Consider the following 25328-nt stretch of genomic DNA (forward strand, 5'->3'; position numbering starts at 1 on the left):
GCCGCGCGAAGGCTGAGCCAGGCCGCAGCCGCTCGGGGGCAACCCTGCTATGATGCGGCACTTCCCGTTCGAACCTCCAACGAGCCAGTCATGAGCACCGACAAGACCAACCAGTCCTGGGGCGGCCGCTTCAGCGAACCCGTCGACGCCTTCGTCGCCCGCTTCACCGCTTCGGTCACCTTCGACCGCCGCCTCTACCGCCACGACATCATGGGCTCGATCGCCCACGCAACGATGCTGGCCAAGGTGGGCGTGCTCACCGAGGGCGAGCGTGACGCCATCATCGAGGGCCTGAACAGCATCCAGGCCGAGATCGAGGCCGGCAGCTTCGACTGGCGCGTGGACCTCGAAGACGTACACATGAACATCGAGGCGCGGCTCACCGACCGTATCGGCGTTACCGGCAAGAAACTCCACACCGGGCGCAGCCGCAACGACCAAGTGGCTACGGATATTCGCCTGTGGCTGCGTGACGAAATCGACGCCATCCTGGGCGAGATCACCCGCCTGCAAAAAGGCTTGCTGGAGGTGGCCGAGCGCGAAGCCGGGACCATCATGCCGGGCTTCACCCACCTGCAAACGGCTCAGCCGGTCACCTTCGGGCACCACTTGCTGGCCTGGTTCGAGATGCTCAGCCGCGACTACGAGCGCCTGGTGGATTGCCGCAAGCGCACCAACCGCATGCCGCTGGGCAGCGCTGCGCTGGCTGGCACCACCTACCCGATCGACCGCGAAGTAACGTGCGAACTGCTGGGGTTCGAAGCCGTGGGCGGGAACTCCCTGGATGGCGTTTCGGACCGTGACTTCGCCATTGAATTCTGCGCCGCTGCCAGTTTGGCGATGATGCACCTGTCGCGGTTTTCCGAAGAGCTGGTGCTGTGGACCAGCGCGCAGTTCCAGTTCATCGATTTGCCGGACCGCTTCTGTACCGGCAGCTCGATCATGCCCCAGAAGAAAAACCCGGACGTTCCGGAGCTTGTGCGCGGCAAGAGCGGCCGCGTGTTCGGCGCCCTTATGGGCTTGCTGACCTTGATGAAAGGCCAACCGCTGGCCTACAACAAGGACAACCAAGAGGACAAGGAGCCACTGTTCGACGCCGCCGACACCCTGCGTGATTCCCTGCGTGCGTTTGCCGACATGATCCCGGCCATCAAGCCGCGCCATGAGGTAATGCGCGAGGCGGCCCTGCGCGGGTTTTCTACCGCCACCGACCTGGCCGACTACCTGGTGCGCCGCGGCCTGCCTTTCCGTGACTGCCATGAGATCGTGGGCCATGCCGTGAAGTATGGCGTGGACACCGGCAAGGACCTGGCCGAAATGAGCCTTGAGGAACTGCGCCAGTTCAGCACTCACATCGAAGGCGACGTATTCGAGGTGCTGACCTTGGAAGGTTCGGTCAACGCACGCGACCATATTGGTGGCACCGCCCCGGCCCAGGTCCGCGCTGCGGTGATCCGTGGGCAATCATTACTGGCACAACGCTGAGGACAGGCATGAACGACGATCTGGACGACGAGAGCTTCGCCGAGGTAACCCTTACCGAAGCGATCCGTAATCAGCTGGAAAGCGGAGAGCCGCCGGCAGCGCAGGCGACTTTTAACAAACTCAAGCTGGTGGGATACGAAGAAGCCGATATTCTGAACCTCATGGCCCACGTGCTGGCGATCGAGATCGACAACATGCTGAAGGCCGACCGCCCCTTCGACGGGGAATGGTACGAGGCTGCGCTGCGTGCGCTGCCCGAGCTGCCAGAAGAGGACGCCTGAAACATTACCGTCGAAGAGGTCTACGGGCGTGGCCGGGCCGGCCATGCCTACCGACAATAACAACAGCGAGGCCGCTTCATGACCTATACCCCGGAACTGATCGCCGAACTTGAGCTTCTGTCCCTGTACAACCTGGCCAATACCCAGGAAGGCCTGAAAGTGCACCAAACCGCCCTTCCCACTGCGATCGCCGCAGCCAGGCGGCTTCACGAAAAAGAACTGGTGACCCAGCCCGACGGCGGCTACCTGACCAGCCTCGGCCTGGAAGCCGCCCAGCATGCCCAGGCGCTGGCGACCATCCTGCGTACACCAGAAAACGCCTGACGGCCCTCAACCTGCGGGCCACTCGGCCGATAACGCCTATAACCCGTTATCGGCCTAGCGGCCCGAGCCTCAGATGACCCGCACACCCGAAATCCGTCCCGACCTGGGCGCCGGCATCGACCGCAAGGTACTTGCCCAACTGCGCCAGCGGTTTCTCACTGTCAACCAAGGGCGCCTTGAGCGGGCGATAGAAGGCTTCGCCAACCGGCAGCAGTTTGTACTGCGGTTGCTGCCGCTGCTTTTCCATGTGAACCACCCGCTGCTTCCCGGCTACGTCTCAGGCTTTACCCCTGCGGGCATGAGTGCTTACGAACCGGATGACGAGACCTTGGCCGAAGCCCAGCGGCTCACCCGCTCGTTCACCTACAAGCCACGCCGCGGAAACGCTCCTACTCCCATACATGGGCTTTTCCTGATGGGCAGCCTGGGCAGCCTCGCTCAGGACGAACGCAGCGATATGGACGTGTGGGTATGCCATGCCTCCGGCTTGGCCGAAGGCGAGCTGGATGAGCTGCGGCGCAAATGCCAGGCCATCGAGGCCTGGGCCGCAACCCAAGGTGCCGAGGCGCATTTTTTCCTGATCGACTGTGAGCGGTTCGTACGCGAGGACCGCGACAACACCCTCAGCTCAGACGACAGTGGCACCACCCAGCACTATCTGCTGCTGGATGAGTTCTACCGTACCGCCATCTGGCTCGCCGGCCGTACGCCACTATGGTGGCTGGTGCCGGTGTACGAGGAGGCCAACTACGCCAAGTACACCCAGACCCTGCTGAGCAAGCGGTTCATTCGTGAGCAGGAGGTGCTCGACCTGGGCAACCTTGCGCGCATCCCGGCCGGTGAATTCATCGGCGCGGGGCTTTGGCAGCTGTTCAAGGGGCTGGAATCGCCCTACAAGTCATTGCTCAAGTTGTTGCTCACCGAGGTGTATGCAGCTCAACACCCCGCCGTGCATTGCGTAAGCCTGCAACTCAAGCACGCAGTGTACGCCGGGCAGCTCGACCTGGATGAGCTCGACCCCTACATGATGGTCTACCGGCGGATAGAAGCCTACCTTCTGGACCGGAACGAGCCTGGCCGGCTGGAACTGGTGAGGCGTGCGCTGTACCTGAAGGTCAATCGCCGCGTGAGCCTGGCTCGGCCGGGCCGCTCCACCAGCTGGCAGCTACAGGCCATGCAGCGCCTGGCCGGTGAGTGGGGCTGGAGCGAACAACAGCTACGGTTGCTGGACAACCGTGGCTACTGGAAAGTGGGCCAGGTGACGGCTGAGCGACAGGCACTGGTGGGTGAACTCAACAGCAGCTACCGCTTCCTTACGCAATTTTCCCGCGCGCACCACACCGATAGCCCAGCCAACCGCAAAGACCTCAACGTCCTCGGCCGGCGCCTGTACGCGGCTTTCGATCGGCGAGCGGGCAAGGTAGAGATCCTCAACCCGGGCATTGCCCCTAACCTTGCCGAAGACACCGTAACCCTCCTGCAGGGCCCCAACAGGCGGGAACCGGGCAAGCGGGTGTGGTACCTCTATCGGGGAAATTACAGCGCGGTGGAGTGTGAGCAGTACACGCCGCTCAAGCGCAGCCATGAATTGATCGAACTCCTGGCGTGGTGCCATCGCAACGGTATCATCGCGGCCACCACACGCGTGGCCGTTCACCCGGGCGAGTCCGATCTCAGCGAGTTCGAGCTTTTCAACCTGTTGGGCGCCCTGCAACGAACGGTGGCGCTACCGATGGCCCCGATAAGCGAAGCGCAGCTGTTGCAGCCCGCAACGCCCAACGAAGTGTTGTTGTTGGTCAATGTAGGGATTGACCCCCTCAAGCATCACCGCGAAATGAATATCCTCATGACCACCGAGCGTACCGACTCGCTCAGTTACGCGGGAGTGCGTGACAACCTGGTGCTCACGCTGGATCAGGTGGTGGTGAACAGCTGGAACGAAGTGCTCTACCAGCGATATGAGGGGCGCCATGCATTACTCGACTGCCTGCGTGACTACCTCAATGCCCTGCCCTCGCAGCGCCCTGCACCCCGGTTGCATGTTCGGTGTTTCTGCCATAACCGGGCACAGGCGATCAGCAATCGCGTGCAGGAGCTGTTCGATACCGCCACGGAGCTGCTGGAACGGCAATTGGGCCACCGCTACCTGATACAAGTGGAGCAGCAATACCACGTGCTTGAACTTGCGCCGGGTAATGTTCGCCATGTTCCCTTGCCTGGCTTGCCCGTTCTTCTGGACTACCTTTCCCGGCCTCTCAAAGCCTACAGCCCGCTGCACCTGGATGCCTATGCACTGGCCGGGCACGAGCTGTCACTTATCCTTCCCCACGCCCACCCGGACTGCGTGCAGGTGTTCTATAGCCGGCAGGGGGATGAAGCGATGGTGTATGTGCTGGACGAGCATAATGCGCTGTGGCATCAACGGCTGGCCTTCCATGACGAATCCAGCCTGCTGCTGCCTCTTCACCGCTTTCTGCAATCGGTAGCCTATCGGCGTGAGGCTCGAATGGCACTGGACCGGCCATTCACGCTGGGCACGCTGTACTATCGGATTACCGGCAACCCGGCGCAGTCCCGCATGGTAGAAAGGCGGCCCCCACCCAAAGGGGACGGCACCGATGCCGTTTACGAGGTACAAGCCATCCTCAGGAAAAAGGCCGAGGGGCAACCTCGGGTCACGCTGTTCTGCAACCAGCGGGAGTTCAACGAACTGGAATACGGCGACAGACTGTACGGGGAAGTTGCACGGGAAATCCTCGATCAGCGTCGAAACAGCGGAGCGTACCGTTGCTATATCACCGACCTGGACCTGTCCGGCCTTGGCGGTGAGCAGAACCTTTCCAGCAACAGCTACCTGCGCTACAAAGCCACCTTGGAAGAGGCAATCAACGGGGCGCTGCAGTCAGGCTGAGCCAAGGGCTTTCAGAGGGTATCGCTGTCAGCCGGCAAAGCCTTGCGCTGATCGGCCAGGGCGCGGATTTCGCGGCGCCGATCATCGCTGGCCGCCCGCCATTCGCGGATATGCTCCACGTGACGGAAGCAACCCTGGCAGTAACGCTCTTCGTCGAGCTTGCACAGGCTGACGCACGGCGATTTCACCGCGTCGCTAATATTGCTGTATAGCGGTTTGGCAGCCATCAGATTTCGTCGAAGTCCAGCTTTTCGCCCGACTGCTCGAACACGATTCGAACCAACATTTCGTTGAGCAACTCATCGGAGGAATCGCACATCCACTTGCCACTGGCTTCGTCGTAGTCGAAATGGAAGCCGCCCGAACGGGCCGCGAGCCAGAGCTGTCGCAGCGGCTCCTGCCGGCTGAAGATCAGCTGTGTACCGTTTTCAAACCTGACGGTGAGCACACCGGCAGAGTTCTCGACATCGGCGTCCAGATCGCTTTCGTCAAACACGTCTTCCAGGGCTTCCTGGGTGCTGTCCACCAGATCGTGGAAACGCGCTTCGGTCAAACTCATGGGCAACCTCGGTATCGGACGGGCCAAACAACTGCGGCAAGATACGAGCAGATTCCCTCGATTGCAAAGACTATCGGCCAGTAGCGCCGCCGCCCGGCGGGGCGGTCATTTCATAGGCAAGGCAGCGGCTCGCCGGTATACTCGGGCGCAACTGACGGTTTATACAAAGGATTTCGCCATGAAGCGCCTTATCGCCTCATTCGCTGCGCTTGTCGCGGTTGCCTGCCTCGTATCCGCGTGCGGCCAGAAGGGTCCTCTATACCTTCCGGACGACGCCAAACACGACGGCCACAGCCAGTCGCATCAACACGAATAAGGGCCGATATGAACGCTTTTCAATACCGTGACGGCGAGCTGTTCGCGGAAGGCGTAGCGCTGTCGGCCCTGGCCGAGCGCTTCGGTACGCCGTTGTACGTGTACTCGCGGGCGCACATCGAAGCTCAATATCATGCCTACGCAGACGCCCTCCAAGGCGTCGACCACCTGGTGTGCTATGCCGTGAAGGCCAACTCCAACCTGGCCGTGCTCAATGTACTGGCCCGGCTGGGCGCGGGTTTCGACATCGTTTCAGGTGGCGAACTGGAGCGTGTGCTGGCCGCGGGTGGCCGGGCCGACCGCGTCGTGTTCTCCGGCGTGGGCAAAACCCGAGCCGACATGCGCCGGGCCCTGGAAGTGGGTGTGCACTGCTTCAACGTGGAGTCGGCCGATGAACTCGAGCGGCTGCAATCAGTGGCTGCGGAGCTGGGCCTGCGGGCGCCGGTTTCGTTGCGGGTCAACCCGGACGTGGATGCGGGCACTCACCCGTACATCTCCACCGGCCTGAAAGAAAACAAGTTCGGCATTTCCATCGAGCAGGCCGAAGACGTGTACTTGCGCGCCGCTCAATTGCCGAACCTCGAAGTCGTGGGTGTGGACTGCCACATCGGCTCGCAACTCACCACCCTGGCGCCCTTCCTGGATGCGCTGGACCGGCTGCTGGCCCTGGTGGACCGGCTTGGCGATTGCGGCATTCACTTGCGGCATATCGACCTGGGCGGTGGCGTGGGCGTGCGTTATCGCGACGAAGAACCGCCCGAGGTCAGCGAGTACATCCAGGCCGTGCGCGAGCGCACCGAAGGCCGCGACCTGGCCCTGCTGTTCGAGCCTGGCCGGTTCATCGTGGCCAATGCCGGCGTGCTGGTTACCCGGGTGGAGTACCTCAAGCACACCGAACACAAGGATTTCGCCATCGTCGATGCGGCCATGAACGACATGATCCGCCCGGCGCTGTACCAGGCGTGGATGAACGTGGCGGCCGTGAGCCCTCGCCAGGGCGAGCCGCGCACGTATGACATCGTTGGCCCCATCTGCGAAACCGGCGATTTCCTCGCCAAGGACCGTTCGCTGGCCCTGGCCGAAGGCGACCTGCTGGCGATGCACTCTGCCGGCGCGTATGGTTTCGTGATGAGCTCCAATTACAATACCCGCGGCCGTTGCGCCGAGGTGCTGGTGGACGGCACCGAGGCCCATGAGGTTCGCCGCCGCGAAACCATTGCCGAACTCTATGCCGGCGAAAGCCTGCTGCCGGAGTAATGGCCATGCTGCTGCGTTTCACCAAGATGCACGGCCTGGGCAATGACTTCATGGTCATCGACCTGGTCAGCCAGCATGCGCACATCACCCCCAAGCACGCGCGCCAGTGGGGCGACCGGAACACCGGTATCGGTTTTGACCAGCTGTTGCTGGTGGAGGCGCCGACGAATCCGGACGTCGACTTCCGCTATCGGATCTTCAACGCCGACGGCTCGGAGGTGGAACAGTGTGGCAACGGGGCCCGGTGTTTTGCTCGCTTCGTGCTGGACAAGCGGCTGACCGCCAAGAAAAAGATCCGCGTAGAGGTCAAGAAGGGCATCATCGAGCTGGACGTGCGCAACGACGGCCAGATCAGCGTGGACATGGGCCCGCCGCGGCTGTCACCGGCCGAAGTGCCCTTCCAGGCCGATCATGACGAGCTCACCCATGTACTGGAGATCGACGGCATGGCGTATGACATCGCCGCGCTGTCCATGGGCAACCCTCATGCCGTGATGCGCGTGGACAACGTTGACACGGCGCCTGTGCAAACCCTGGGCCCGCGCATCGAGCACCATCCACGCTTCCCCGAGCGGGTCAACGCCGGTTTCCTTCAGGTAGTGGACCGCCAGTACGGGAAGCTGCGGGTATGGGAACGCGGTGCTGGTGAAACCCGGGCCTGCGGTACAGGTGCCTGCGCGGCGGCCGTGGCGGCAATCGCCCAAGGCTGGATGGATTCCCCACTCACCCTGGAGCTGCCTGGTGGCCGGTTGCTGCTGGAATGGGCCGGGGCCGGCCAGCCAGTGATGATGACCGGGCCGGCGGTTCGGGTGTATGAAGGCCAAGTACGCTTGTGACAATGGGAGAGCAGCGACAATGAGCGATGAGCCACAGGTTGTTGCCCATGCCGGCGATACTGATGCCGAGGCCGTGGCGGCTTACCTTCAACGGCACCCTGAGTTCTTCACGGGCCACGAAGCGCTGCTGGCCGACTTGCGCATCCCACACCAGCGAGGCGATACCGTCTCGCTGGTGGAGCACCAGCTCAAGCTGCTGCGCGAGCGCAATACCGAGCTGAGGCAACGCTTGAGCCATCTGATGGACGTAGCCAGAGACAACGACCGGTTGTTCGAGAAAACCCGTCGGCTGATGCTCGACCTTCTGGACGCTACCAGCCTTGAGGAAGTAGTGATGGCCGTGGACGACAGCCTCCGCCAGTCCTTCAAGGTGCCTTTCGTAAGCCTTGTGCTGTTCACCGAGGCGCCGACACCCGTGGGGCGCTCCGTAACCCTTGCCGAGGCACAACAGGCCATAGGCGCGCTGCTGGTCGACCCCCGTCCGGTCACAGGCGCGCTTCGGCCGCATGAGTTGGAATTCCTGTTCGGGGCCGAACATTCGGCTGTCGCCTCCACGGCGCTCGCGCCGCTTGTGCATCAGGGTGTTCAAGGCATCCTGGCCATCGGTAGCGCCGACGCCGATCACTACCGTAGTTCGGTGGGCACATTGTTCCTCGCGCATATCGCCGAGGTTCTGGGCCGCGTGTTACCGCGCTTCACCGGCGCGGTGCGCCCGGCACGTTGACGATGCAAGCGCATGTGGAAGGTTACTGCCACCACCTGCGCACCGAGCGCCAGGCGTCCCCCCATACCCTTCGGGCCTTTCGCAGCGACCTTGCCAAGGTGGCCGAGTACTGCGAGCAGAACGAAATCGCTGCCTGGCCGGACCTCACCGCAGCCAGGCTTCGCCGCCTTGTTGCCCGGCTTCACCAGCACGGGCAGGCGCCCAAAAGCCTTGCCCGGTTGCTATCGGCGGTGCGGGGCTTCTACGGGTGGCTGCTACGCGAAGGGCTCTGCGACCATAATCCTGCGGTAGGCCTGTCGGCGCCCAAAGGTGAGCGGCGTTTGCCGAAAGTGCTCGACACCGACCGCGCCCAGCAACTACTCGATGGCGCAGTGGAAGATGATTTCATCGGGCGCCGCGACCAGGCCATGCTCGAACTGTTCTATTCGTCCGGGCTGCGGTTATCCGAACTTGCCGGGCTGGATCTCGATGCCCTGGACCTCACCGAAGGCCTGGTACGGGTTCAGGGCAAGCGCAACAAGGCACGGGTAGTGCCTGTGGGCGGCAAGGCCCGGGAGGCAGTACGCGAGTGGCTGCGGATGCGTGGCCTGGCAAGCCCTGCCGACAACGCCCTGTTTATCAGCAAGCGCGGCGAACGCCTTGGGCAGCAGGCAATACGGCTGAGGGTTCAGGCCGCCGGCCAGCGTGAACTCGGCCAGCGCCTGCACCCTCATATGCTTCGCCATTCGTTCGCCAGCCATGTGCTGGAGTCCTCCCAGGACCTGCGAGCGGTACAGGAAATGCTCGGCCATGCGGACATCTCCACTACGCAGATCTACACCCATCTGGATTTCCAGCACCTGGCCAAGGTGTACGACAGTGCTCATCCACGCGCCAAGCGCCTAAAGGACGGTGAACAGCCATGACCCTCACATTGGTGACTTTCGACCTGGATGACACCCTGTGGCACACCGCCCCGGTGATCCAGAGCGCCGAGATCGTGTTGCGCGAATGGCTGGCAGCCAACGCACCGAAACTGGGCCCGTTTCCCCCTGAGAGGCTGCACCAGATACGGCAGCGACTGGTAAGCGCCAACCCGGGCCTGGCGCACCGTATCAGCCAATTGCGCCAGCAAGTGCTGTTTATCGCGCTTGAAGAGGCTGGTTACCCCCACGCCCAGGCGCAAGCGCTCGCCCGTGACGGCTTTGAAGCCTTCCTAGAAGCACGCCATCAGGTCAGCTTCTTCCCGGACGCACCGGCCACGCTCGAAGCCCTGTCACAGCGTTACACCCTAGGTGCGATTACCAACGGCAACGCAGACGTTCGACGGCTCGGGGTGGCGGACTATTTCAGCTTTGCGCTATGCGCCGAAGATGTAGGCGTGGGAAAGCCGGACCCACGGCCCTTCGAGGAGGCGCTGCGACGTGGTGGCGCGACGGCAGAGGCCGCGGTGCACGTAGGGGACAACCCGGAGGATGATATCGCTGGCGCGAAGCAGGCGGGGTTCCGGGCAGTCTGGTACAACCCGGCACGCCTGCCATGGAAAGGCGGCAGCGTACCGGACGGTGAGATCGCCACGCTTAGCGAATTGCCCGCGTTGCTGGCCAGCTGGGGCTGACGCAGCGCAAGAAAAAAAACCCACGGCGACGATGGGTTTTTCTTTTTCAGCAGGCAGGCTTCAGATAGGCCGGCTGCCGTACTTGTTGTCCGGCTTGCGAGGCGGGTCCGCCACTACGTTGGGCTCGACTTCCTGAATTCGCCCACCCCGGGACAAGAACTCTTCCATTGCCCTGGCGAGCGCGTCGCGCTCCTTCTGCTTGGCTTCGATGCTGGGAAGTTCGTCCACGCTTACCGCGGCCTTTTTACCCTTGCCAGCAGGGGCCGGGCTATCGCCGGCATCGCTATCGTCCTCGGCAACGTCTTCGGCAGCCGTCTCCAGGCCTTCCTCGGTGTCGTCCTCGTCGCCTACTTCCAGGTCGTCTTGTTCCAGATCGTCGTCGCTCATCGTCCTACCTCATTGTTGCCGGAGCAGTTGTATATAGCCCAGCCGCGCCGGCGAGTTCGGCACAGCCGGAAGAAATACCGAGGGCCCGCGCCCTCACCCTTCGCCATGCAGCGTGGCGATCAAGCGCCTGGGCCCACCGTGGTCGCGGTGCTCTCCCAGGTAAACCCCTTGCCAGGTTCCCAGTGCCAGACGGCCCGAGCGCACCGGCAAGCTGAGCTGACAGCCCAGCAGGCTCGCCTTGAAATGCGCGGGGAGATCGTCGTCGCCCTCATCGTTATGTTCGTACCCTGATGCGCCGTCCGGTATCAATCGGTCAAAGAACCGTTCGAAGTCACGACGCACCGCCGGATCGGCGTTTTCATTGATCGTCAGTGAAGCGGAGGTATGTTGCAACCAGACGTGCAACAAGCCCATCTTGCAAGCCGCCAATTGAGGGAGGCCGGCCAGGATCTCATCCGTTACCAGATGAAAGCCGCGAGGCCGGGCGGCCAGCGTGATGATCGTCTGCTGCCACATGGCGTTCTCCCCCGGTTTCGGGCGCATTCTAGCGCGCTCGAAAAAAAAGCAAAGTCCTGTATCGGTGTAGGCGTTTCCTACAAAAGCAAAAAAGCCCGGCAGCACCTGTAAAAGCCCTGAGGGCGTTTAGGCAGGCGTTCCAAGCAATGACAGATACAGACATAAAAAATGCCCGGAAAGCCGGGCATTTTTTCGCGAGTGGCACGCCAAATGGCGGGCCATGCGTTTTCAGAGGTTGTAGCCGCGCTCGTTGTGCTGAGCGAGGTCCAGGCCAACCGCTTCTTCTTCTTCCGAAGCGCGCAGGCCCATCAACATATCCAGCACCTTGAGAATGACGAAGGTCACGATCGCGGTGTAGATCACGGTAAAGCCAACGCCTTTGGCCTGAATCCACAGCTGTGCGCCGATGTCTTCGACGGTACCGAAGCCGCCCATGGCAGGTGCTGCGAAGATACCCGTGAGCAGTGCGCCGATGATGCCACCGATACCGTGCACGCCGAAGGCGTCCAGGGAGTCGTCGTAGCCCAGCTTGCGCTTGAGGGTGGTTGCGCTGAGGAAGCACAGCACGCCGGCCACCAGGCCGATGATCAGGGCGCCCATCGGGCCCACTGTGCCTGCGGCGGGGGTGATCGCAACCAGACCTGCGACAACGCCAGAGGCGATGCCCAGGGCGCTTGGCTTACCATGGCTGATCCATTCGGCGAACATCCAGCCCAGCGCGGCGGCGCCAGTGGCGATCTGGGTAACCAGCATGGCCATGCCGGCAGTGCCGTTGGCGGCTGCGGCGGAACCGGCGTTGAAGCCAAACCAGCCGACCCACAGCATTGCGGCGCCAACCAGGGTGTAGCCCAGGTTATGGGGGGCCATCGGGGTGGTGGGGTAGCCCTTGCGCTTGCCCAATACCAGGCAGGTCACCAGGCCAGCGATACCGGCGTTGATGTGCACCACGGTGCCGCCAGCGAAGTCCAGTACGCCCCAGTCCCACAGCAGGCCGCCGTTACCACTCCACACCATGTGCGCGATCGGTGCGTAAACGAGGGTGAACCACACGCCCATGAACACAAGCATGGCCGAGAACTTCATGCGCTCTGCGAACGCACCGACGATCAGCGCCGGGGTGATGATCGCGAAGGTCATCTGGAAGGTCACGAAGACCGCTTCCGGGAACAGCGCAGTGGCCGAGGTGAGGCTGGCCGGAGTGATACCTGCCAGGAACGCCTTGCCCATGCCACCCACGAAGGAGTTGAAGTTGATTACGCCCTGTTCCATACCGGTGGTATCGAAGGCAAGGCTGTAGCCGTAGATGAACCAGAGCACGGTTACCAGGCCGGTAATCGCGAAACACTGCATCATCACCGACAGGACGTTCTTGGAGCGCACCATCCCGCCATAGAACAGGGCCAGCCCTGGAATGGTCATGAACAGCACCAGCGCGGTAGACGTGAGCATCCAGGCGGTGTCGCCGGAATTGAGCACAGGGGCCGCCGCCTCATCGGCCAGGGCAAGGCCTGGCATTATCAGAGACAACAGGGCTCCTAGCCCTGCGAATTGACGCAGAGTCATATTGTTTACTCCTGGGGCTTTTTTCTATGGGTCGGCTTAGATAGCGTCGGTATCGGTTTCGCCGGTACGGATGCGGATCGCCTGTTCCAGATTGACCACGAAGATCTTCCCGTCACCGATCTTGCCGGTGTTGGCGGCCTTGGTGATCGCTTCGATCACGCGGTCCAGATCCTTGTCATCAATAGCAACGTCGATCTTCACTTTCGGCAGAAAATCCACAACGTATTCCGCGCCACGGTACAGCTCGGTATGGCCTTTTTGCCGACCGAAGCCCTTGACCTCAGTGACGGTAATGCCCTGCACGCCGATTTCCGACAGCGACTCGCGCACGTCGTCCAGCTTGAACGGCTTGATGATGGCAGTGACTAGCTTCATGAAACTCTCTCCCGAATTGGTGGACTTGCCCCAGGAAAACAAACCCGGCTCAAGTCTAAGCGCAGTGCCCGCCTTTGTAACGCACCGCCGGCTAGGGCCGGCCCGGCCACGGACACTGCTCCTGACGAAACACTTCCCGCTCCGCCTGCACACTGCGTTCGCCTTTCAGGTCGCCATCAGTGCATGGGTCGATTGGCTCCAAGCAGAAACCTTGCCATCTCTGTGTGCCGCTTTGAAATCGGGGCAATCGGAGGTTTTATGCGGCGTGGCCCAGTTCATGGGGTGAGCCCGCGCACAGCAATGGTGCGGGCCAGTGCAATGGCTCGCCCAACAACTGTGCAGCGCTTTGTACCAGGCTGTTCAACCACTGCGTGATACACTTTCGGCAATTTCCTTGTCATGGATCCGCCGCACATGCTTGCGCCAAAAGCCTTCCTCGACGCGCTCACCGATCAGGCCAGCCGCCTGCTTGGCGGCGATGCGCTGCCGCCCCGGCAAGAATTCGAAAGCCAGTTCCGCACGTTGCTCAATAGCGCATTCGCCCGCCTCGACCTGGTCAGCCGCGAAGAATTCGATACCCAAATGGCAGTACTGGCGCGCACCCGTGCCAAGGTGGATGCACTGGAAGCGCGGCTCGCGGAGCTTGAGGCACGTCTGCCGCAAGCCCCTGCCGAAGCGCCCTCGCCGGCTCAGGACTGAAACCACGCACCTCGCAGGTGCTTGCCCTTCCCGCTTGCAGATGCCCGCCGATGAATCGCAACGAACTGCGCAAGGCCGATATCAACCTGATGGTCGTGTTCGAAGCATTGATGCTCGAGCGCAATGTCACCCGCGTCGCGGAGAAGCTGTTTCTCGGCCAGCCTACGATCAGCGCGGCACTCAACCGCCTGCGCGCACTGTTCAACGACCCGTTGTTCATCCGGGTCGGGCATCGCATGGAGCCCACGGCCCGTGCCGAGGAGTTGATCAAGCACCTTTCGCCAGCGCTGGATGCCATGTCTGTAGCACTGAGCCTCAGCCACGACTTCGAGCCCTCGACCAGCAAGATGACCTTCCGTATCGGGCTGTCCGATGACGTAGAGTTCGGATTGTTGCCGCCCCTGCTGCGAGCTCTACGCCAAGAGGCACCCGATGTTGTCGTGGTAGTGCAGCATGTGGACTACTGGCGCATTCCCGACCTGCTTGCCGCCGGTGACATCACCGTGGGAATCAGCCAGACCCGCGGGCTGCCGGCCAATGCCAAGCGCAAGCTGCTGCGTCGAATGCATGCCCGGGTACTGCGAGCTGACATTTCAGGTAGCCCACTCACGTTGGATGAGTACTGCAGTCGGCCTCATGTGGTGGTGTCGCACACAGCCAATACCCGGGGCATAGCCGACGAATGGCTCGATGAAATTGGCCGCACCCGAAAGGTAGTGCTGTCGGTGCCCCAATTCAGCTCACTCCCGGCCATACTTGCGGGGACCGACCTGCTGGCGGGCTGCCCTGATTACGCCGCGACCGCCATGGAAACCTGGGGCACGCTGCACGCCGAGCCGCTCCCCTTTGAAACGCCTGCACTGGAATTGTCCATGGTGTGGCTGAGCATCACCGACACCGACCCCGCCGAGCGCTGGCTGCGAGCACGGCTGGAGCAGCACATGGGCGACGGTGGGGTTTGGGTGTAGGCCGAAGGCTTCGCCTTTCAGGCAAGGTATCGGTTGAACCAGGCCAGGGTACGCTCCCACGCCAGGTTGGCGGCGGCCTGGTCGTAGCGAGGCGTGGAGTCATTGTGAAAGCCATGATTGGCGCCCGGATAAATGTAGGCCTCGTAGGTCTTGTTCGCGGCCTTCAGCGCCTGTTCATAGGCGGGCCAGCCTTCGTTGATGGCGGTGTCCAGTTCGCCATAGTGCAATAGCAGGGGTGCCTTTATCCGGGGAACGTCTTCGGCCTTGGGCTGGCGACCATAGAACGGCACCGCAGCGCTCAGCTCGGGGTAGGCGACCGCAGCGGCATTGGACACGCCACCGCCATAACAGAAGCCGGTAATCCCCACCTTGCCGGTGGCTGCCGGGTGCGCCTTCATCCATTCGATTGCCGCGAAGAAGTCGTTCATCAGCTTCTGCGGGTCAACCTTTTGCTGCAGTTCGCGGCCTTTATCGTCATTACCTGGATAACCGCCTACCGAGCTCAGGCCATCCGGGGCGAACGCCACGAAACCCGCCTTGCCCAGGCGACGTGCAACGTCTTCGATATACGGGTTAAGGCCCCGGTTCTCATGGACCACTACCACGGCTGGCGCTTTTTCCTTCTTCGCCGGCCGTACCAGATACCCTCGCACCTGGCCGTGCCCTTTGGGCGAAGGGTATGTCAGGTATTCGGGAAGGATATCGGGGTCGGTAAATTCGACTTGCTGCGCCAGGGCGTAATTGGGGCTAAGGCTGGCAAGTAACGCCGATGCAGAGAGCCCGGCGACAGTGAAGGCTGCGGCGCGGTCGAGAAAATCCCGCCGGCTGATACGGCCATGGGCGTAGTAGTCATAAAGCTCAAGCAGTTCGGGGGCAAAGTCCTTGGCAGTCAGGCGGGTCATCGGGCGCTCCTTGAGCGTTCAGGCGGGCGTCGAATGACTATAGCCGAGCGGCGAGCAAGCGCAGCCTCGAGGTCAGCTCACTGCCTCGGCGAAAAACCGTGGCAGCACCCAATCCCGGGTAAGCGGCGCCAGTTGTAGGGCCGGCGCTTGTTCGGCATCGACCCAAACCGCTTCTTCTATTTCCGCCGCAGGTTGCACCGGGCCGTCGATCGTCACCTCGAACAGCTCGCAACGCACCTCAAAGCCAGGCTCGTTCGCCGCCGGCGCGGCAAAGGCGCCAAGGTAAGTTGCTTGGGCTGGCTCGATCCGCACGCCCAACTCTTCTTCCAGCTCCCGCGCCAGCGCCTGTACCGGCTGCTCATGGGGCTCGATCTTGCCGCCGGGCTGCATGAAAAAGGCGGTGCCGCGCTTGCGCACGAGCAAGGTACGGCCCTGTGGGTCGAGCAGGAGGGCGGCGGCGATGAGGATGGACTTTGACACTATGAATGATCTCAGATTAAGGAAAATAGACCTCGCCCAGGCGGGACGATCAGCGGAAGCTGAGTAACATCGTTACTTCAGAAAGGTCCGGGATAGGTTTGAAGCCGATCCGTGAGTAAAAAGCCTCGAGTCGGGCATTCAGTGGATGCACGATGATGCCAGTGGACGCGACGATCTGCGCTGCGTAGATTGCCCTCTCGATCGCGTCTTGAACCAGATCCGAAGCTACGCTTTTACCCTGCATTGAAAGCGTCACGCCCATTCGCCCCAAGAGCGTCAGTGGGTGCTCGGCAGGGGAATTGCGCTGTAGCTTTTTAGGCATGATGTCCCTGGCCACGGACGCGTTAGTCAACGTGTAGTAGGCAGCCACTTCGGTGGTGCCTTCGAAGCGACTGACATAGACGGCAGCATGCCTCGTAGTGCTAGCCCGGCGTCGCAGGAAGTCATTGATAGAGGGCTCCCCGCAATCGAACGCACTTAAATCATGGGCTCCGTTCAGTCGTTCAGGCGCGGTGAGGCCCAGCGTTTCGGCCGCTGAAGGAATTGCTGTAAACACTGGTTCTCCCCGATCGGGCTGGCATCCAAGGCTTTTTCAAACCGGTCGAATGCCATGTCATCTAGCACAAAAAGGCGCTGATCGAGCAGCACCTCACGGGCCTTGGTCAATGCGGCATCAACCATAAAGCTGGTCCGGTCTACGCCTAAAGCGTTGACCGCAGCATCGATCAGGTTCCGTTTTTTTATATCTACACGCATGTTGAGCGCGACTGTTCCGCGTTCTGAATTGGGCATTTCTTGCTCACTTGGTTCGATGAACCATTGCGCTGGTATACCGGCGACTATACGAGCGGTGTGTAGCCAGTGTAAAGACGCATGCCCACTTGGGCTAGGTCAATACACATCCTGTTTAACTATCCACGGCTGTCTCCCTTAGCCCTAGGCTAATCTCCGCCCTTCGCAAGGAAGCGATTCACTGGAGCCAGCATGTCCCTCGCTATTGTTTACAGCCGTGCCCAGGTAGGGGTTGGCGCGCCCTCGGTATTAGTTGAAGCGCACCTGGCCAACGGGCTACCGGCGCTTACCCTGGTAGGCCTGCCTGAGGCGTCGGTGAAGGAAAGCAAGGACCGGGTACGCAGCGCCATCGTGAACTCGGGCCTGACCTTTCCACCGCGGCGTATCACGCTCAATCTTGCCCCCGCCGACCTGCCCAAGGACGGCGGCCGGTTCGATCTGGCCATCGCATTGGGCATTCTGGCAGGCAGCGGGCAGGTACCCACCGATGCGTTGCGCGATGTGGAGTGCCTGGGGGAGCTGGCGTTGTCCGGCGCTGTGCGGTCCGTTCAGGGTGTATTGCCGGCTGCGCTGGCGGCACGGGACGCCGGCCGTACCTTGGTGGTACCGCAGGCCAACGCCGAGGAGGCTTCGCTGGCGAACGGGCTTACCGTCATTGCGGTGGGTAACCTGTTGGAACTCGTCGGCCACTTCAACGGGCAAAAGCCCCTCAGCCCCTTCAAGGCGCAAGGGCTGTGCCTGGTTTCCCGGCCGTATCCCGACCTGAACGAGGTGCAGGGGCAAATCGCCGCCAAACGCGCTTTGCTCGTGGCCGCCGCCGGCGCCCATAACCTGCTGTTCAGCGGCCCACCGGGTACCGGTAAAACCTTGCTCGCCAGCCGGTTGCCGGGGTTGTTGCCGCCGCTCAGTGAACACGAAGCACTGGAAGTGGCAGCGATTCATTCCGTCGCCAGCCATGTACCCTTGAGCAGCTGGCCGCAGCGGCCGTTTCGCCATCCACACCATTCGGCCTCCGGGGCCGCGCTGGTGGGCGGCGGTGGCCGGCCGCAGCCAGGCGAAATTACCCTCGCCCACCACGGCGTGCTGTTCCTTGATGAATTGCCCGAGTTCGACCGCAAGGTGCTGGAGGTGCTACGTGAGCCCTTGGAATCGGGCGAGATCGTGATCGCAAGGGCACGGGACAAGATCCGCTTTCCGGCGCGCTTTCAGTTGGTCGCGGCGATGAACCCCTGCCCTTGCGGCTACCTGGGCGATACCACCGGGCGCTGCCGCTGCACCACCGAACAGATCGACCGCTACCGCAACAAGCTCTCCGGCCCCCTGCTGGACCGCATAGACCTGCACGTAACCGTTGCACGAGAAACCACCACACTCAACCCCGACGGGCCACGCGGCGAATCAACCGCCAAGGTTGCGGAACAGGTTGCCCGCGCCCGGGACATCCAGCTTCAGCGCCAGGGGTGCGCCAATGCGTTTCTGGACCTCAACAGCTTGCGCACCCACTGCCAGCTCGCGAAGGTGGATGAAACCTGGCTGGAGCAGGCCTGCGAGCGGCTCACGCTGTCGCTAAGGGCGGCGCACCGGTTATTGAAAGTGGCCAGAACATTGGCAGACCTTGAAGCGCAGGCAAGTATTGGGCGGGTGCATTTGGCCGAGGCATTGCAGTACCGGCCGGCGGCGGGGTGAGGTTGCAAGAACTACCGGATATTTGTGGGACCGCGGGCCCAGGAATGGACTCCCCGCCAAAGTTGGACGCCCTAGCCTCCCATTCGCGAGCTCCGCCTGCGGCTTCGCTTGCTCCTACGATAGCCCGCGCAACTTTCCGCACGGTCAGAAGCCCCTACAGCACCACCCTCAAACACTGCCCCGCGTGGTACAGGGCAAACCCCGTTTCGTACAACCCGCTGCGCAACGTCGGCACGCTGACCGGCCGGTTTTGGGAGAACGGCATGGGCAAGTCATCGGCGCGTTCGTCGATGAGAAAATCGGCCATGGCCGCGCCGAGCACGGTACCGGTGGTATTGCCGCGGCCGTTGTAGCCCGTGACTGCGATCAGGCCCGGTGCCGGCTCGTAAAGCCGCATAAGGTGGTCGGGGGTGAAGTCGATGGTGCCGGTCCAGTGGCATTCCCATTCCACCTGGCCCAGTTCGGGGAAGTAATGGCGTTGGATACGGTCGGCCCAGCTGCGCACGAACCACCCCGGCTTGTTATCCAGCCGGCCCATGCTGCCCAGCAGCAGGCGGCCGTCGTCGTCGCGGCGGATGCTGCTGAGTACGGTGCGGGTGTCCCAGGAACCCTTGGCGTGAGGCAGAATGGCATCTGCCGCCGCGCCACTGAGAGGGACCGAGGCCACCTGCAGGTAGTAGCCCCGGAAGTAATTGTCCTTGAGCGTGTTCCAGTCGCCCTCGGTATAGGCGCCCGTCGCGATCACTACCTTGTCAGCTTCAACGGTGCCGCTGGCAGTGCTCACCTGCCAGCCGGCGCCTTCACGCTGCAAGCCGGTGACCGGGGTGTCCTGATAAAGGTTGCCACCGAGGCGCTGCAGCGTTGCCGCAAGGCCGCGGGTATAGGCCATCGGGTTGATGGTCCCGGCGCGGTGGTCCAGCAATGCCAGCGCCACTTTGCTGGTGCCACAGTATTCGCGGCACCGCGCGCCCGTGAGCAGCTCGATGTTTGCCCCGCGCCGATGCCACTGGTCATGCCTGGCTTGAAGGTCCGCTGCGCCGTTGGCGTTGTGGGCCATGTGCAACGTACCGTCGTTGTGCGCCTGGCAGTCGATGCCATGCCGGGCGATGGTCTCGAACACCTGCGCCGGGGCTTCACCCAACACTTTGTTCAGCCGCCCGCCAATGTCCGCACCCAGCGTCGCTTCCACGTCGTCCGGCTTGATCCAGGTGCCGGCGTTGACCAGCCCCACGTTACGCCCCGAGCCGCCGTGGCCCACCCGGTGCGCATCCAGCAATACCACCTGATAGCCGCGTTCGAGCAGCCGAATGGCGGCGCAGAGGCCGGTAATTCCGCCACCGATCACACACACCTGGGTGCGCACGGTCGTACCCAGCCGGCTGGGTGCCGGCGCGGGGGGTAATACACGTTCCCACAAACATTCCTGGCGCAATTGGCGGGGCGGCATCGCAAGCTCTCAGCTGGTCAATACAAAGGGTATCAGTCGAACACGATGCCTTGGGCCAAGGGCAGGTCGCGTGAATAGTTCACGGTGTTGGTCTGGCGGCGCATGTAGGCGCGCCAGGCGTCGGAGCCGGATTCGCGGCCACCGCCGGTTTCCTTCTCGCCGCCAAACGCACCGCCGATCTCTGCGCCGCTGGTGCCAATGTTGACGTTGGCGATGCCGCAATCACTGCCCGATGCGCTCTGGAAGCGCTCGGCTTCGCGCACATCGGTAGTGAAGATGCACGAGGAGAGACCTTGCGGAACGTCGTTGTTCATTTCCAGCGCTTGCTCGAAATCGTCATAGGCCATCACATACAGGATGGGCGCGAAGGTTTCGTGCTTCACTACAGCGCTTTGAGCGGGCATTTCCACCACCGCTGGCGCTACGTAGTAGGCATCAGGGTACTGGGCTTGAAGCTGGCGCTCACCGCCATGTACTACACCGCCTTCATCACGGGCGCGGGCAAGGGCGTCCTGCATGGCCTGGAATGACTGCCGGTCGATCAACGGGCCGACGAGGTTGTTTTCGCGGGGGTCGCCGATACGCACCTTGGCGTAGGCCGCCTTCACGCGGGCAACCACTTCGTCCTTGATGGAACGGTGCACGATCAACCGGCGCAAGGTGGTGCAACGCTGGCCTGCGGTACCAACGGCGGCGAACAGAATGCCGCGCACGGCCAGGTCCAGATCCGCGCTGGGCGCCAGAATCATCGCGTTGTTACCGCCAAGTTCGAGCAGGCTGCGGCCGAAACGAGCGGCCACACGCGGCCCCACTTCGCGGCCCATGCGGGTGCTGCCAGTGGCACTGACCAACGCCACGCGGGTGTCGTCCACCATGGCTTCACCGGCTTCACGATCGCCCAGCAGCAACTGTGCGAGGCCTTGGGGAGCGTCGCCGAAACGCGCCAACGTCTGCTCCAACAGGGCTTGGCACGCCAGGGCGGTAAGCGGCGTTTTTTCCGAAGGCTTCCACACCACGGCGTTACCGCACACCAAAGCCAGCGCCGTATTCCAGGCCCACACGGCGACCGGGAAGTTGAACGCACTGATCACGCCCACCACGCCCAGCGGATGCCAGCTCTCCCGCATGTGGTGGCCAGGGCGCTCGGAGGCAATGGTCAAGCCGTACAGCTGGCGCGACAGCCCAACCGCGAAGTCGCAGATGTCGATCATTTCCTGCACTTCCCCCAAGCCTTCCTGGGTGATCTTGCCGGCCTCGACGGACACCAGCTCGCCGAGCTGGGCCTTGTTCTCTCGCAGCACCTCAGCGAACTGCCGCACCAGCTCACCGCGGCGAGGGGCCGGCACGTTGCGCCAAGTCAGGAATGCTTTATGGGCCGCGCCAATGCGCGCTTGAACTTCATCCTTGCCCTGCAAGGTGATCGACCCGATCTGGCTGCCGTCGATAGGGGTGAACACGGGATGGTTACCGTCGCGATAAGCCGTGGCGGGCACACCCAGGCGTTGCAGCAAACCGTCGATCATGTGAGTTCTCCGAGAGCATTCAACTTCGATGACTGGGATATTCGCTGCGAGGATCGCTACCCTCAAGCGATCATTTGGCAGCACATCATTCCGCAAGGGAATGACACGGGCTGGTGATTACTCCTGAATGCAGCATCATAGCCCTTCCCGAAAATAAGGAATGAACCGAGGACTTTTTTTCGCTTGCCTCGCTCACGCCTGCGCCGCTTGAATAGGCCACGCTTACCTGCAACGGAGCCCTGCCATGCCCACCACTGGATTCGCCAGCCCGGACGATATCCGCGCCTCGTTTTCCCGCGCCATGTCGGCCATGTATCGCGCTGAGGTGCCGCTGTACGGTGACCTGCTCGCCTTGGTAGCTGACGTCAACCGGGACACTTTGGCCGCGCGGCCCGTGCTTGCAAACGCCCTGCGCCTGGGAGGTGATCTGGAGCGGCTGGATGAGGAGCGTCACGGCGCGATAAGGGTAGGCACCGCCGAAGAACTGGCAACCCTGGCCCGCCTGTTCGCAGTGATGGGCATGCAGCCCGTGGGGTACTACGACCTGTCATCTGCGGGGGTACCTGTGCATTCCACGGCGTTCCGCGCCGTACACGAGGACAGCCTGCGCATCAGCCCATTCCGCGTATTTACCTCGTTGCTGCGGCTGGAACTGATAGACGATGCGCCGTTACGCGAGATGGCCGCCGATTTGCTGGCCAAGCGGCAAATTTTCACGACCAAGGCGCTGGCGCTCATCGACCAATATGAATCACAGGGTGGGCTGACACCGGGCGAAGCGGATAGCTTCGTGGCCGAGGCCCTGGAAACCTTCCGCTGGCACCGCCAGGCAACCGTTACTCAAACGCAGTACCAGATGCTGCACGATCAGCACCGTCTGATAGCAGACGTGGTTGCCTTCAAGGGCCCGCACATCAACCACCTTACGCCTCGCACTCTGGACATCGACCACGTGCAGCAGCAAATGCCCGCGCGCGGGATCACGCCCAAGGCCGTAGTGGAGGGCCCGCCCCCGCGCAAGCAGCCTATCCTGCTGCGGCAGACTAGCTTCAAGGCGCTGGAGGAAGCGGTTGCCTTCACCGATTCACAGGGCGCAGCGGGCTCGCACACCGCCCGCTTTGGCGAAATAGAGCAGCGCGGAGCCGCGCTTACGCCCGCCGGCCGCGCCCTGTACGACCAACTGCTTGAGAAGGCGCGAACGGGCTTGGGCGGCGTACCCGCCGAACGCGATCCGCAGCGCTACAGCGCTTTGCTTGAAGAAGCCTTCCGCGATTTCCCGGACGATGCTCAAGCCCTGCGCGAGCAGGGCCTGGCGTGGTTCCGCTATGCCCCGACCGCCAAGGGCCTTGCACAGGGCAGCCGCGGCAGAGACCTGACCACACTGCTGGCAGAGGGTGCGGTGCAATGCGAGCCCGTGATCTACGAGGACTTCCTGCCGGTAAGTGCGGCGGGGATTTTCCAGTCCAACCTGGGTGGTGAAGCGCGCAGTGAATACGGCAGCAATGCCAACCGCGCGCAGTTCGAACAAGCGCTCGGCCGGCCGGTTATCGATGAAATGGCGCTGTATGAACAAACCCAGATGCGCTCGCTGCAGGCGTGCGAGGCACAGCTGGGTTGACCTTCCGGGCTATCAGCCGCGAACGCGGAAGCGGTCCACTTCACGGCTGAGGTCCGCCGCCAGGCTTTCCAGGTCGCGGGCGGTGATAGCAAGGTTGGACACGGCCTCACGTTGATCGCTGTTGGCGTGGGCAATGCTTTGCAGGTTGCTGCTCAACAGGGTTGCCGTGTCGCTTTGCTCCTGCGTGGCTGTTGCGATGGCGGCGAACTGCTGCCCGGCCATGCGGCTTTGTTCATCGATACGAGACAGCGCGTCGGCCACCTTGGCGTTGCGTGACAGACCTTCCTGCATCAGCTGGTTGCCTTGCTCCATGGTCTGGATCGCCTGACCCGTTTGCTGCTGAATGCTGGCAATCATCGTGGAGATCTCATCAGTGGCCTGCCGGGTACGCGACGCCAGGCTGCGCACTTCGTCAGCTACCACGGCAAAGCCACGGCCCTGCTCGCCCGCACGGGCGGCTTCGATCGCGGCGTTGAGGGCCAGCAGGTTGGTTTGCTCGGCGATGGACGTGATCACGCCAACGATGCCGCCGATTTCCTGAGAGCGCTGCCCGAGCGTGTCGATGACTTTAGCGGTGTCGCCCAGTGCACCTGCGATCTGCTCCAGCGAAGACGAAGCCTGCTCCATGGACGATCGGCCGGTACGGGTATGCTCGGCATTCTGCTGCGCTACCCGTTCGGTTTCGCCCATGTTGTCAGCAATGTTCAACGAGGTCGCGCTGAACTCCTCCACGGCGCCCGCCATGCTGGTGATCTCCCCGCTTTGCTGCTCCATCCCCTCATAGGCGCCAGCGGACAGGCTGGACAGCGCTTTCGCCCGATCGCTCACCTGCTCCGAAGCTGTGCGGATATGCCGGACCATGGTAGCCAGGGCATCGCCCATATGGTTGAAGCTGCGTGCCAGCTGGGCAATTTCGTCCTTGCCGGCCACATTGAGACGCGCCTCCAGGTCGCCCGCGCCCAAGGCTTCGGCCTGGCGAACAAGGTCGCCCAACGGCTTGAGCCGGCGGCGCAGCAGCACGATGGCGGCACCGACTGCCAGCACCGTGGCCAGCAAGCTACCCAGTACCAGCTGAGTGCCTACTTTCCACGTTACCGCGCGCAGCTCCTCCAGGGGCATACTCGCCACTACGCTCCACGGGCCTTGCTTGAAAGGCACTGCCACGGAGTAGTAGCCGGCATCGCCGTCGTCCCAGAAGCGGCCCTTTCCGGAACCGCCGTCGGCACGAATGGCCTTGGCAGCGGCGTCCAGGTTCTTGACCCCGGCCGGCTGCACCAGCCACTGGCTCTGTGCATCGAGCAGTGCGAGGGAGCCACTTTTGCCAATACGGAATTGGGTGAGGTTGTCGAACTGTGCTTTCTGGGCATCGGTGTAATCGAAGCCGACGAACAGCACAGCGATCACCTTGCCCGAGGCGTCACGCACTGGCGTGTATTGCGTCATGTAGGAGCGGCCGAACAATGCAGCGGCACCCACATAGTTTTGCCCGCCAAGCAGGCGCTGGTAGGCAGGGTTAGCGTGATCGAGCTGGGTGCCGATCGCCCGGGTGCCGTCCTGTTTGGTCAGGGACGTGCTGATGCGTACGAATTCTTCACCGCTGCGCACAAATACCGTGGCCACGCCTGCGGTCATCTTGCGGAAGTCGTCCACCTCACGGAAGTCGTTGTTCAGCACTTCATCGCCCAGCCATAGCCCAGGCGTAGCAGCACCGGCAACGGTCACCGGCTGCTCGGGGTGAAGGCTCAGGCCAGCGGCGAACCGGGACTCGAACAAACCGCTCAGGCGCTGGGTGCTTTCGCGTAGCGTGTTATGGAAAGTGTCCAACTGCTCGGACAACAGGCGAGCCTCACTGGCCATATGTTCCTGGCGGGTCACCAGGTTGGCCTGGTCCAGAGAGCGCAGCGCAAACGCGGTACTGCCGCTGATCACTACGACCAGGACAAAAGCGAGCGCAGTGCCCAGCTGCCTGGCGATTAAAGCACGGGGTTGATTCATTTCAGCTCCTGTTGGAAGTGCCAGCTGGGCCGGTCTTGAGGCTTCCAAGGGTTTGTTCGGATAGTGTTGGATCCTGCCCGCGGGATCC

The 25328-nt window shown here is 62.5% G+C and carries 27 protein-coding genes; 14 read left to right on the forward strand and 13 right to left on the reverse strand.

Annotated features, from left to right (window positions below; all coding sequences use genetic code 11):
* Positions 1-90: 90 nt before the first annotated feature.
* From argH to AC3Z8Y_RS23790, 4 genes are all read left to right on the forward strand, one after another.
* Positions 91-1485, forward strand: a complete 1395-nt coding sequence (gene argH, locus AC3Z8Y_RS23775; protein ID WP_490087822.1) for an argininosuccinate lyase — start codon at positions 91-93, stop codon at positions 1483-1485.
* Between the two features lie 8 nt (positions 1486-1493).
* Complete coding sequence (locus AC3Z8Y_RS23780; RefSeq protein WP_225775816.1) at positions 1494-1766, forward strand: hypothetical protein; 273 nt, start codon at positions 1494-1496, stop codon at positions 1764-1766.
* A gap of 78 nt (positions 1767-1844) precedes the next feature.
* The gene (locus AC3Z8Y_RS23785; protein ID WP_490087823.1) at positions 1845-2090 is read left to right on the forward strand and encodes a TIGR02647 family protein; all 246 of its coding nucleotides are present in this window, start codon (positions 1845-1847) and stop codon (positions 2088-2090) included.
* Between the two features lie 73 nt (positions 2091-2163).
* Positions 2164-5001 (forward strand): class I adenylate cyclase, encoded by a 2838-nt coding sequence (locus tag AC3Z8Y_RS23790; protein ID WP_490087824.1) that lies wholly within the window; start codon positions 2164-2166, stop codon positions 4999-5001.
* Between the two features lie 11 nt (positions 5002-5012).
* Here the strand turns inward: AC3Z8Y_RS23790 and AC3Z8Y_RS23795 are convergent, their stop codons facing one another.
* Both AC3Z8Y_RS23795 and cyaY read right to left on the reverse strand, forming a co-directional pair.
* Positions 5013-5228, reverse strand: coding sequence for a DUF1289 domain-containing protein (locus tag AC3Z8Y_RS23795; RefSeq protein ID WP_490087825.1), 216 nt, complete (start codon positions 5226-5228; stop codon positions 5013-5015).
* The gene (gene cyaY, locus AC3Z8Y_RS23800; protein WP_490087826.1) at positions 5228-5560 is read right to left on the reverse strand and encodes an iron donor protein CyaY; all 333 of its coding nucleotides are present in this window, start codon (positions 5558-5560) and stop codon (positions 5228-5230) included. The genes AC3Z8Y_RS23795 and cyaY overlap by 1 nt, the downstream gene beginning before the upstream one ends.
* Before the next feature lie 178 nt (positions 5561-5738).
* Here cyaY and lptM point away from each other — a divergent pair, with 178 nt between their 5' ends.
* The 6 genes from lptM to AC3Z8Y_RS23830 are packed head-to-tail and all read left to right on the forward strand — an operon-like array spanning position 5739 to position 10289.
* The gene (lptM, locus tag AC3Z8Y_RS23805; RefSeq protein ID WP_181111059.1) at positions 5739-5876 is read left to right on the forward strand and encodes an LPS translocon maturation chaperone LptM; all 138 of its coding nucleotides are present in this window, start codon (positions 5739-5741) and stop codon (positions 5874-5876) included.
* A gap of 8 nt (positions 5877-5884) precedes the next feature.
* Positions 5885-7132 (forward strand): diaminopimelate decarboxylase, encoded by a 1248-nt coding sequence (lysA, locus tag AC3Z8Y_RS23810; RefSeq protein WP_490087827.1) that lies wholly within the window; start codon positions 5885-5887, stop codon positions 7130-7132.
* A gap of 5 nt (positions 7133-7137) precedes the next feature.
* Positions 7138-7968 carry a diaminopimelate epimerase gene (gene dapF, locus AC3Z8Y_RS23815; protein WP_490087828.1) on the forward strand — a complete coding sequence of 277 codons (831 nt, stop codon included), beginning with the start codon at positions 7138-7140 and terminating at the stop codon, positions 7966-7968.
* Between the two features lie 19 nt (positions 7969-7987).
* Positions 7988-8692 carry a DUF484 family protein gene (locus tag AC3Z8Y_RS23820; protein ID WP_490087829.1) on the forward strand — a complete coding sequence of 235 codons (705 nt, stop codon included), beginning with the start codon at positions 7988-7990 and terminating at the stop codon, positions 8690-8692.
* A 2-nt stretch (positions 8693-8694) separates the two neighbouring features.
* Complete coding sequence (gene xerC / locus AC3Z8Y_RS23825; protein ID WP_490087830.1) at positions 8695-9597, forward strand: tyrosine recombinase XerC; 903 nt, start codon at positions 8695-8697, stop codon at positions 9595-9597.
* Positions 9594-10289 (forward strand): HAD family hydrolase, encoded by a 696-nt coding sequence (locus AC3Z8Y_RS23830; RefSeq protein ID WP_490087831.1) that lies wholly within the window; start codon positions 9594-9596, stop codon positions 10287-10289. Before xerC ends, AC3Z8Y_RS23830 begins: the two co-directional genes overlap by 4 nt.
* Before the next feature lie 60 nt (positions 10290-10349).
* Here the strand turns inward: AC3Z8Y_RS23830 and sutA are convergent, their stop codons facing one another.
* The 4 genes from sutA to glnK form a co-directional block, all read right to left on the reverse strand.
* On the reverse strand, positions 10350-10676 hold the full coding sequence (gene sutA / locus AC3Z8Y_RS23835; protein WP_181111065.1) for a dormancy-specific transcriptional regulator SutA: 327 nt from the start codon (positions 10674-10676) through the stop codon (positions 10350-10352).
* A 93-nt stretch (positions 10677-10769) separates the two neighbouring features.
* Complete coding sequence (locus tag AC3Z8Y_RS23840; RefSeq protein WP_490087832.1) at positions 10770-11192, reverse strand: secondary thiamine-phosphate synthase enzyme YjbQ; 423 nt, start codon at positions 11190-11192, stop codon at positions 10770-10772.
* Positions 11193-11420: 228 nt separating this feature from the next.
* Positions 11421-12755: an ammonium transporter gene (locus tag AC3Z8Y_RS23845; RefSeq protein ID WP_181111067.1), complete on the reverse strand. Its 1335-nt coding sequence runs from the start codon at positions 12753-12755 to the stop codon at positions 11421-11423.
* A 36-nt stretch (positions 12756-12791) separates the two neighbouring features.
* Positions 12792-13130 (reverse strand): P-II family nitrogen regulator, encoded by a 339-nt coding sequence (glnK, locus tag AC3Z8Y_RS23850; RefSeq protein WP_002555808.1) that lies wholly within the window; start codon positions 13128-13130, stop codon positions 12792-12794.
* Positions 13131-13544: 414 nt separating this feature from the next.
* Between glnK and AC3Z8Y_RS23855 the strand changes: the two genes are divergently transcribed.
* Positions 13545-13829 carry an accessory factor UbiK family protein gene (locus tag AC3Z8Y_RS23855; RefSeq protein ID WP_490087833.1) on the forward strand — a complete coding sequence of 95 codons (285 nt, stop codon included), beginning with the start codon at positions 13545-13547 and terminating at the stop codon, positions 13827-13829.
* Between the two features lie 50 nt (positions 13830-13879).
* The gene (locus AC3Z8Y_RS23860) at positions 13880-14797 is read left to right on the forward strand and encodes a LysR substrate-binding domain-containing protein (protein WP_490087834.1); all 918 of its coding nucleotides are present in this window, start codon (positions 13880-13882) and stop codon (positions 14795-14797) included.
* A 17-nt stretch (positions 14798-14814) separates the two neighbouring features.
* Here AC3Z8Y_RS23860 and yghX read toward each other — a convergent pair whose 3' ends face one another.
* From yghX to AC3Z8Y_RS23880, 4 genes are all read right to left on the reverse strand, one after another.
* Positions 14815-15699: a YghX family hydrolase gene (yghX, locus tag AC3Z8Y_RS23865; protein ID WP_490087835.1), complete on the reverse strand. Its 885-nt coding sequence runs from the start codon at positions 15697-15699 to the stop codon at positions 14815-14817.
* Between the two features lie 72 nt (positions 15700-15771).
* Entirely contained in the window at positions 15772-16179 is a 408-nt protein-coding gene (locus tag AC3Z8Y_RS23870; RefSeq protein ID WP_490087836.1) for an NUDIX hydrolase, read from the reverse strand.
* Between the two features lie 49 nt (positions 16180-16228).
* Positions 16229-16735 (reverse strand): hypothetical protein, encoded by a 507-nt coding sequence (locus tag AC3Z8Y_RS23875; RefSeq protein WP_490087837.1) that lies wholly within the window; start codon positions 16733-16735, stop codon positions 16229-16231.
* Complete coding sequence (locus AC3Z8Y_RS23880) at positions 16675-16971, reverse strand: type II toxin-antitoxin system TacA family antitoxin (RefSeq protein WP_490087838.1); 297 nt, start codon at positions 16969-16971, stop codon at positions 16675-16677. Before AC3Z8Y_RS23880 ends, AC3Z8Y_RS23875 begins: the two co-directional genes overlap by 61 nt.
* Positions 16972-17163: 192 nt before the next feature.
* Here AC3Z8Y_RS23880 and AC3Z8Y_RS23885 point away from each other — a divergent pair, with 192 nt between their 5' ends.
* Positions 17164-18657 carry a YifB family Mg chelatase-like AAA ATPase gene (locus tag AC3Z8Y_RS23885; protein ID WP_490087839.1) on the forward strand — a complete coding sequence of 498 codons (1494 nt, stop codon included), beginning with the start codon at positions 17164-17166 and terminating at the stop codon, positions 18655-18657.
* 154 nt (positions 18658-18811) lie between these two features.
* Here the strand turns inward: AC3Z8Y_RS23885 and amaA are convergent, their stop codons facing one another.
* Together amaA and amaB are read right to left on the reverse strand one after the other, a co-directional pair.
* Entirely contained in the window at positions 18812-20104 is a 1293-nt protein-coding gene (gene amaA / locus AC3Z8Y_RS23890) for an L-pipecolate oxidase (protein ID WP_490087840.1), read from the reverse strand.
* Positions 20105-20136: 32 nt separating this feature from the next.
* Positions 20137-21627 carry an L-piperidine-6-carboxylate dehydrogenase gene (gene amaB, locus AC3Z8Y_RS23895; protein WP_490087841.1) on the reverse strand — a complete coding sequence of 497 codons (1491 nt, stop codon included), beginning with the start codon at positions 21625-21627 and terminating at the stop codon, positions 20137-20139.
* A 244-nt stretch (positions 21628-21871) separates the two neighbouring features.
* On the opposite strand from amaB, the gene hglS reads away from it, so the two are divergent.
* The gene (gene hglS, locus AC3Z8Y_RS23900) at positions 21872-23245 is read left to right on the forward strand and encodes a 2-oxoadipate dioxygenase/decarboxylase HglS (protein ID WP_490087842.1); all 1374 of its coding nucleotides are present in this window, start codon (positions 21872-21874) and stop codon (positions 23243-23245) included.
* Between the two features lie 12 nt (positions 23246-23257).
* On the opposite strand, the gene AC3Z8Y_RS23905 is transcribed toward hglS, so the two are convergent.
* Complete coding sequence (locus AC3Z8Y_RS23905) at positions 23258-25240, reverse strand: methyl-accepting chemotaxis protein (protein ID WP_490087843.1); 1983 nt, start codon at positions 25238-25240, stop codon at positions 23258-23260.
* Positions 25241-25328 lie beyond the last annotated feature (88 nt).

It is taken from the genome of Pseudomonas sp. 3MAES_34.3B (assembly GCF_058145875.1).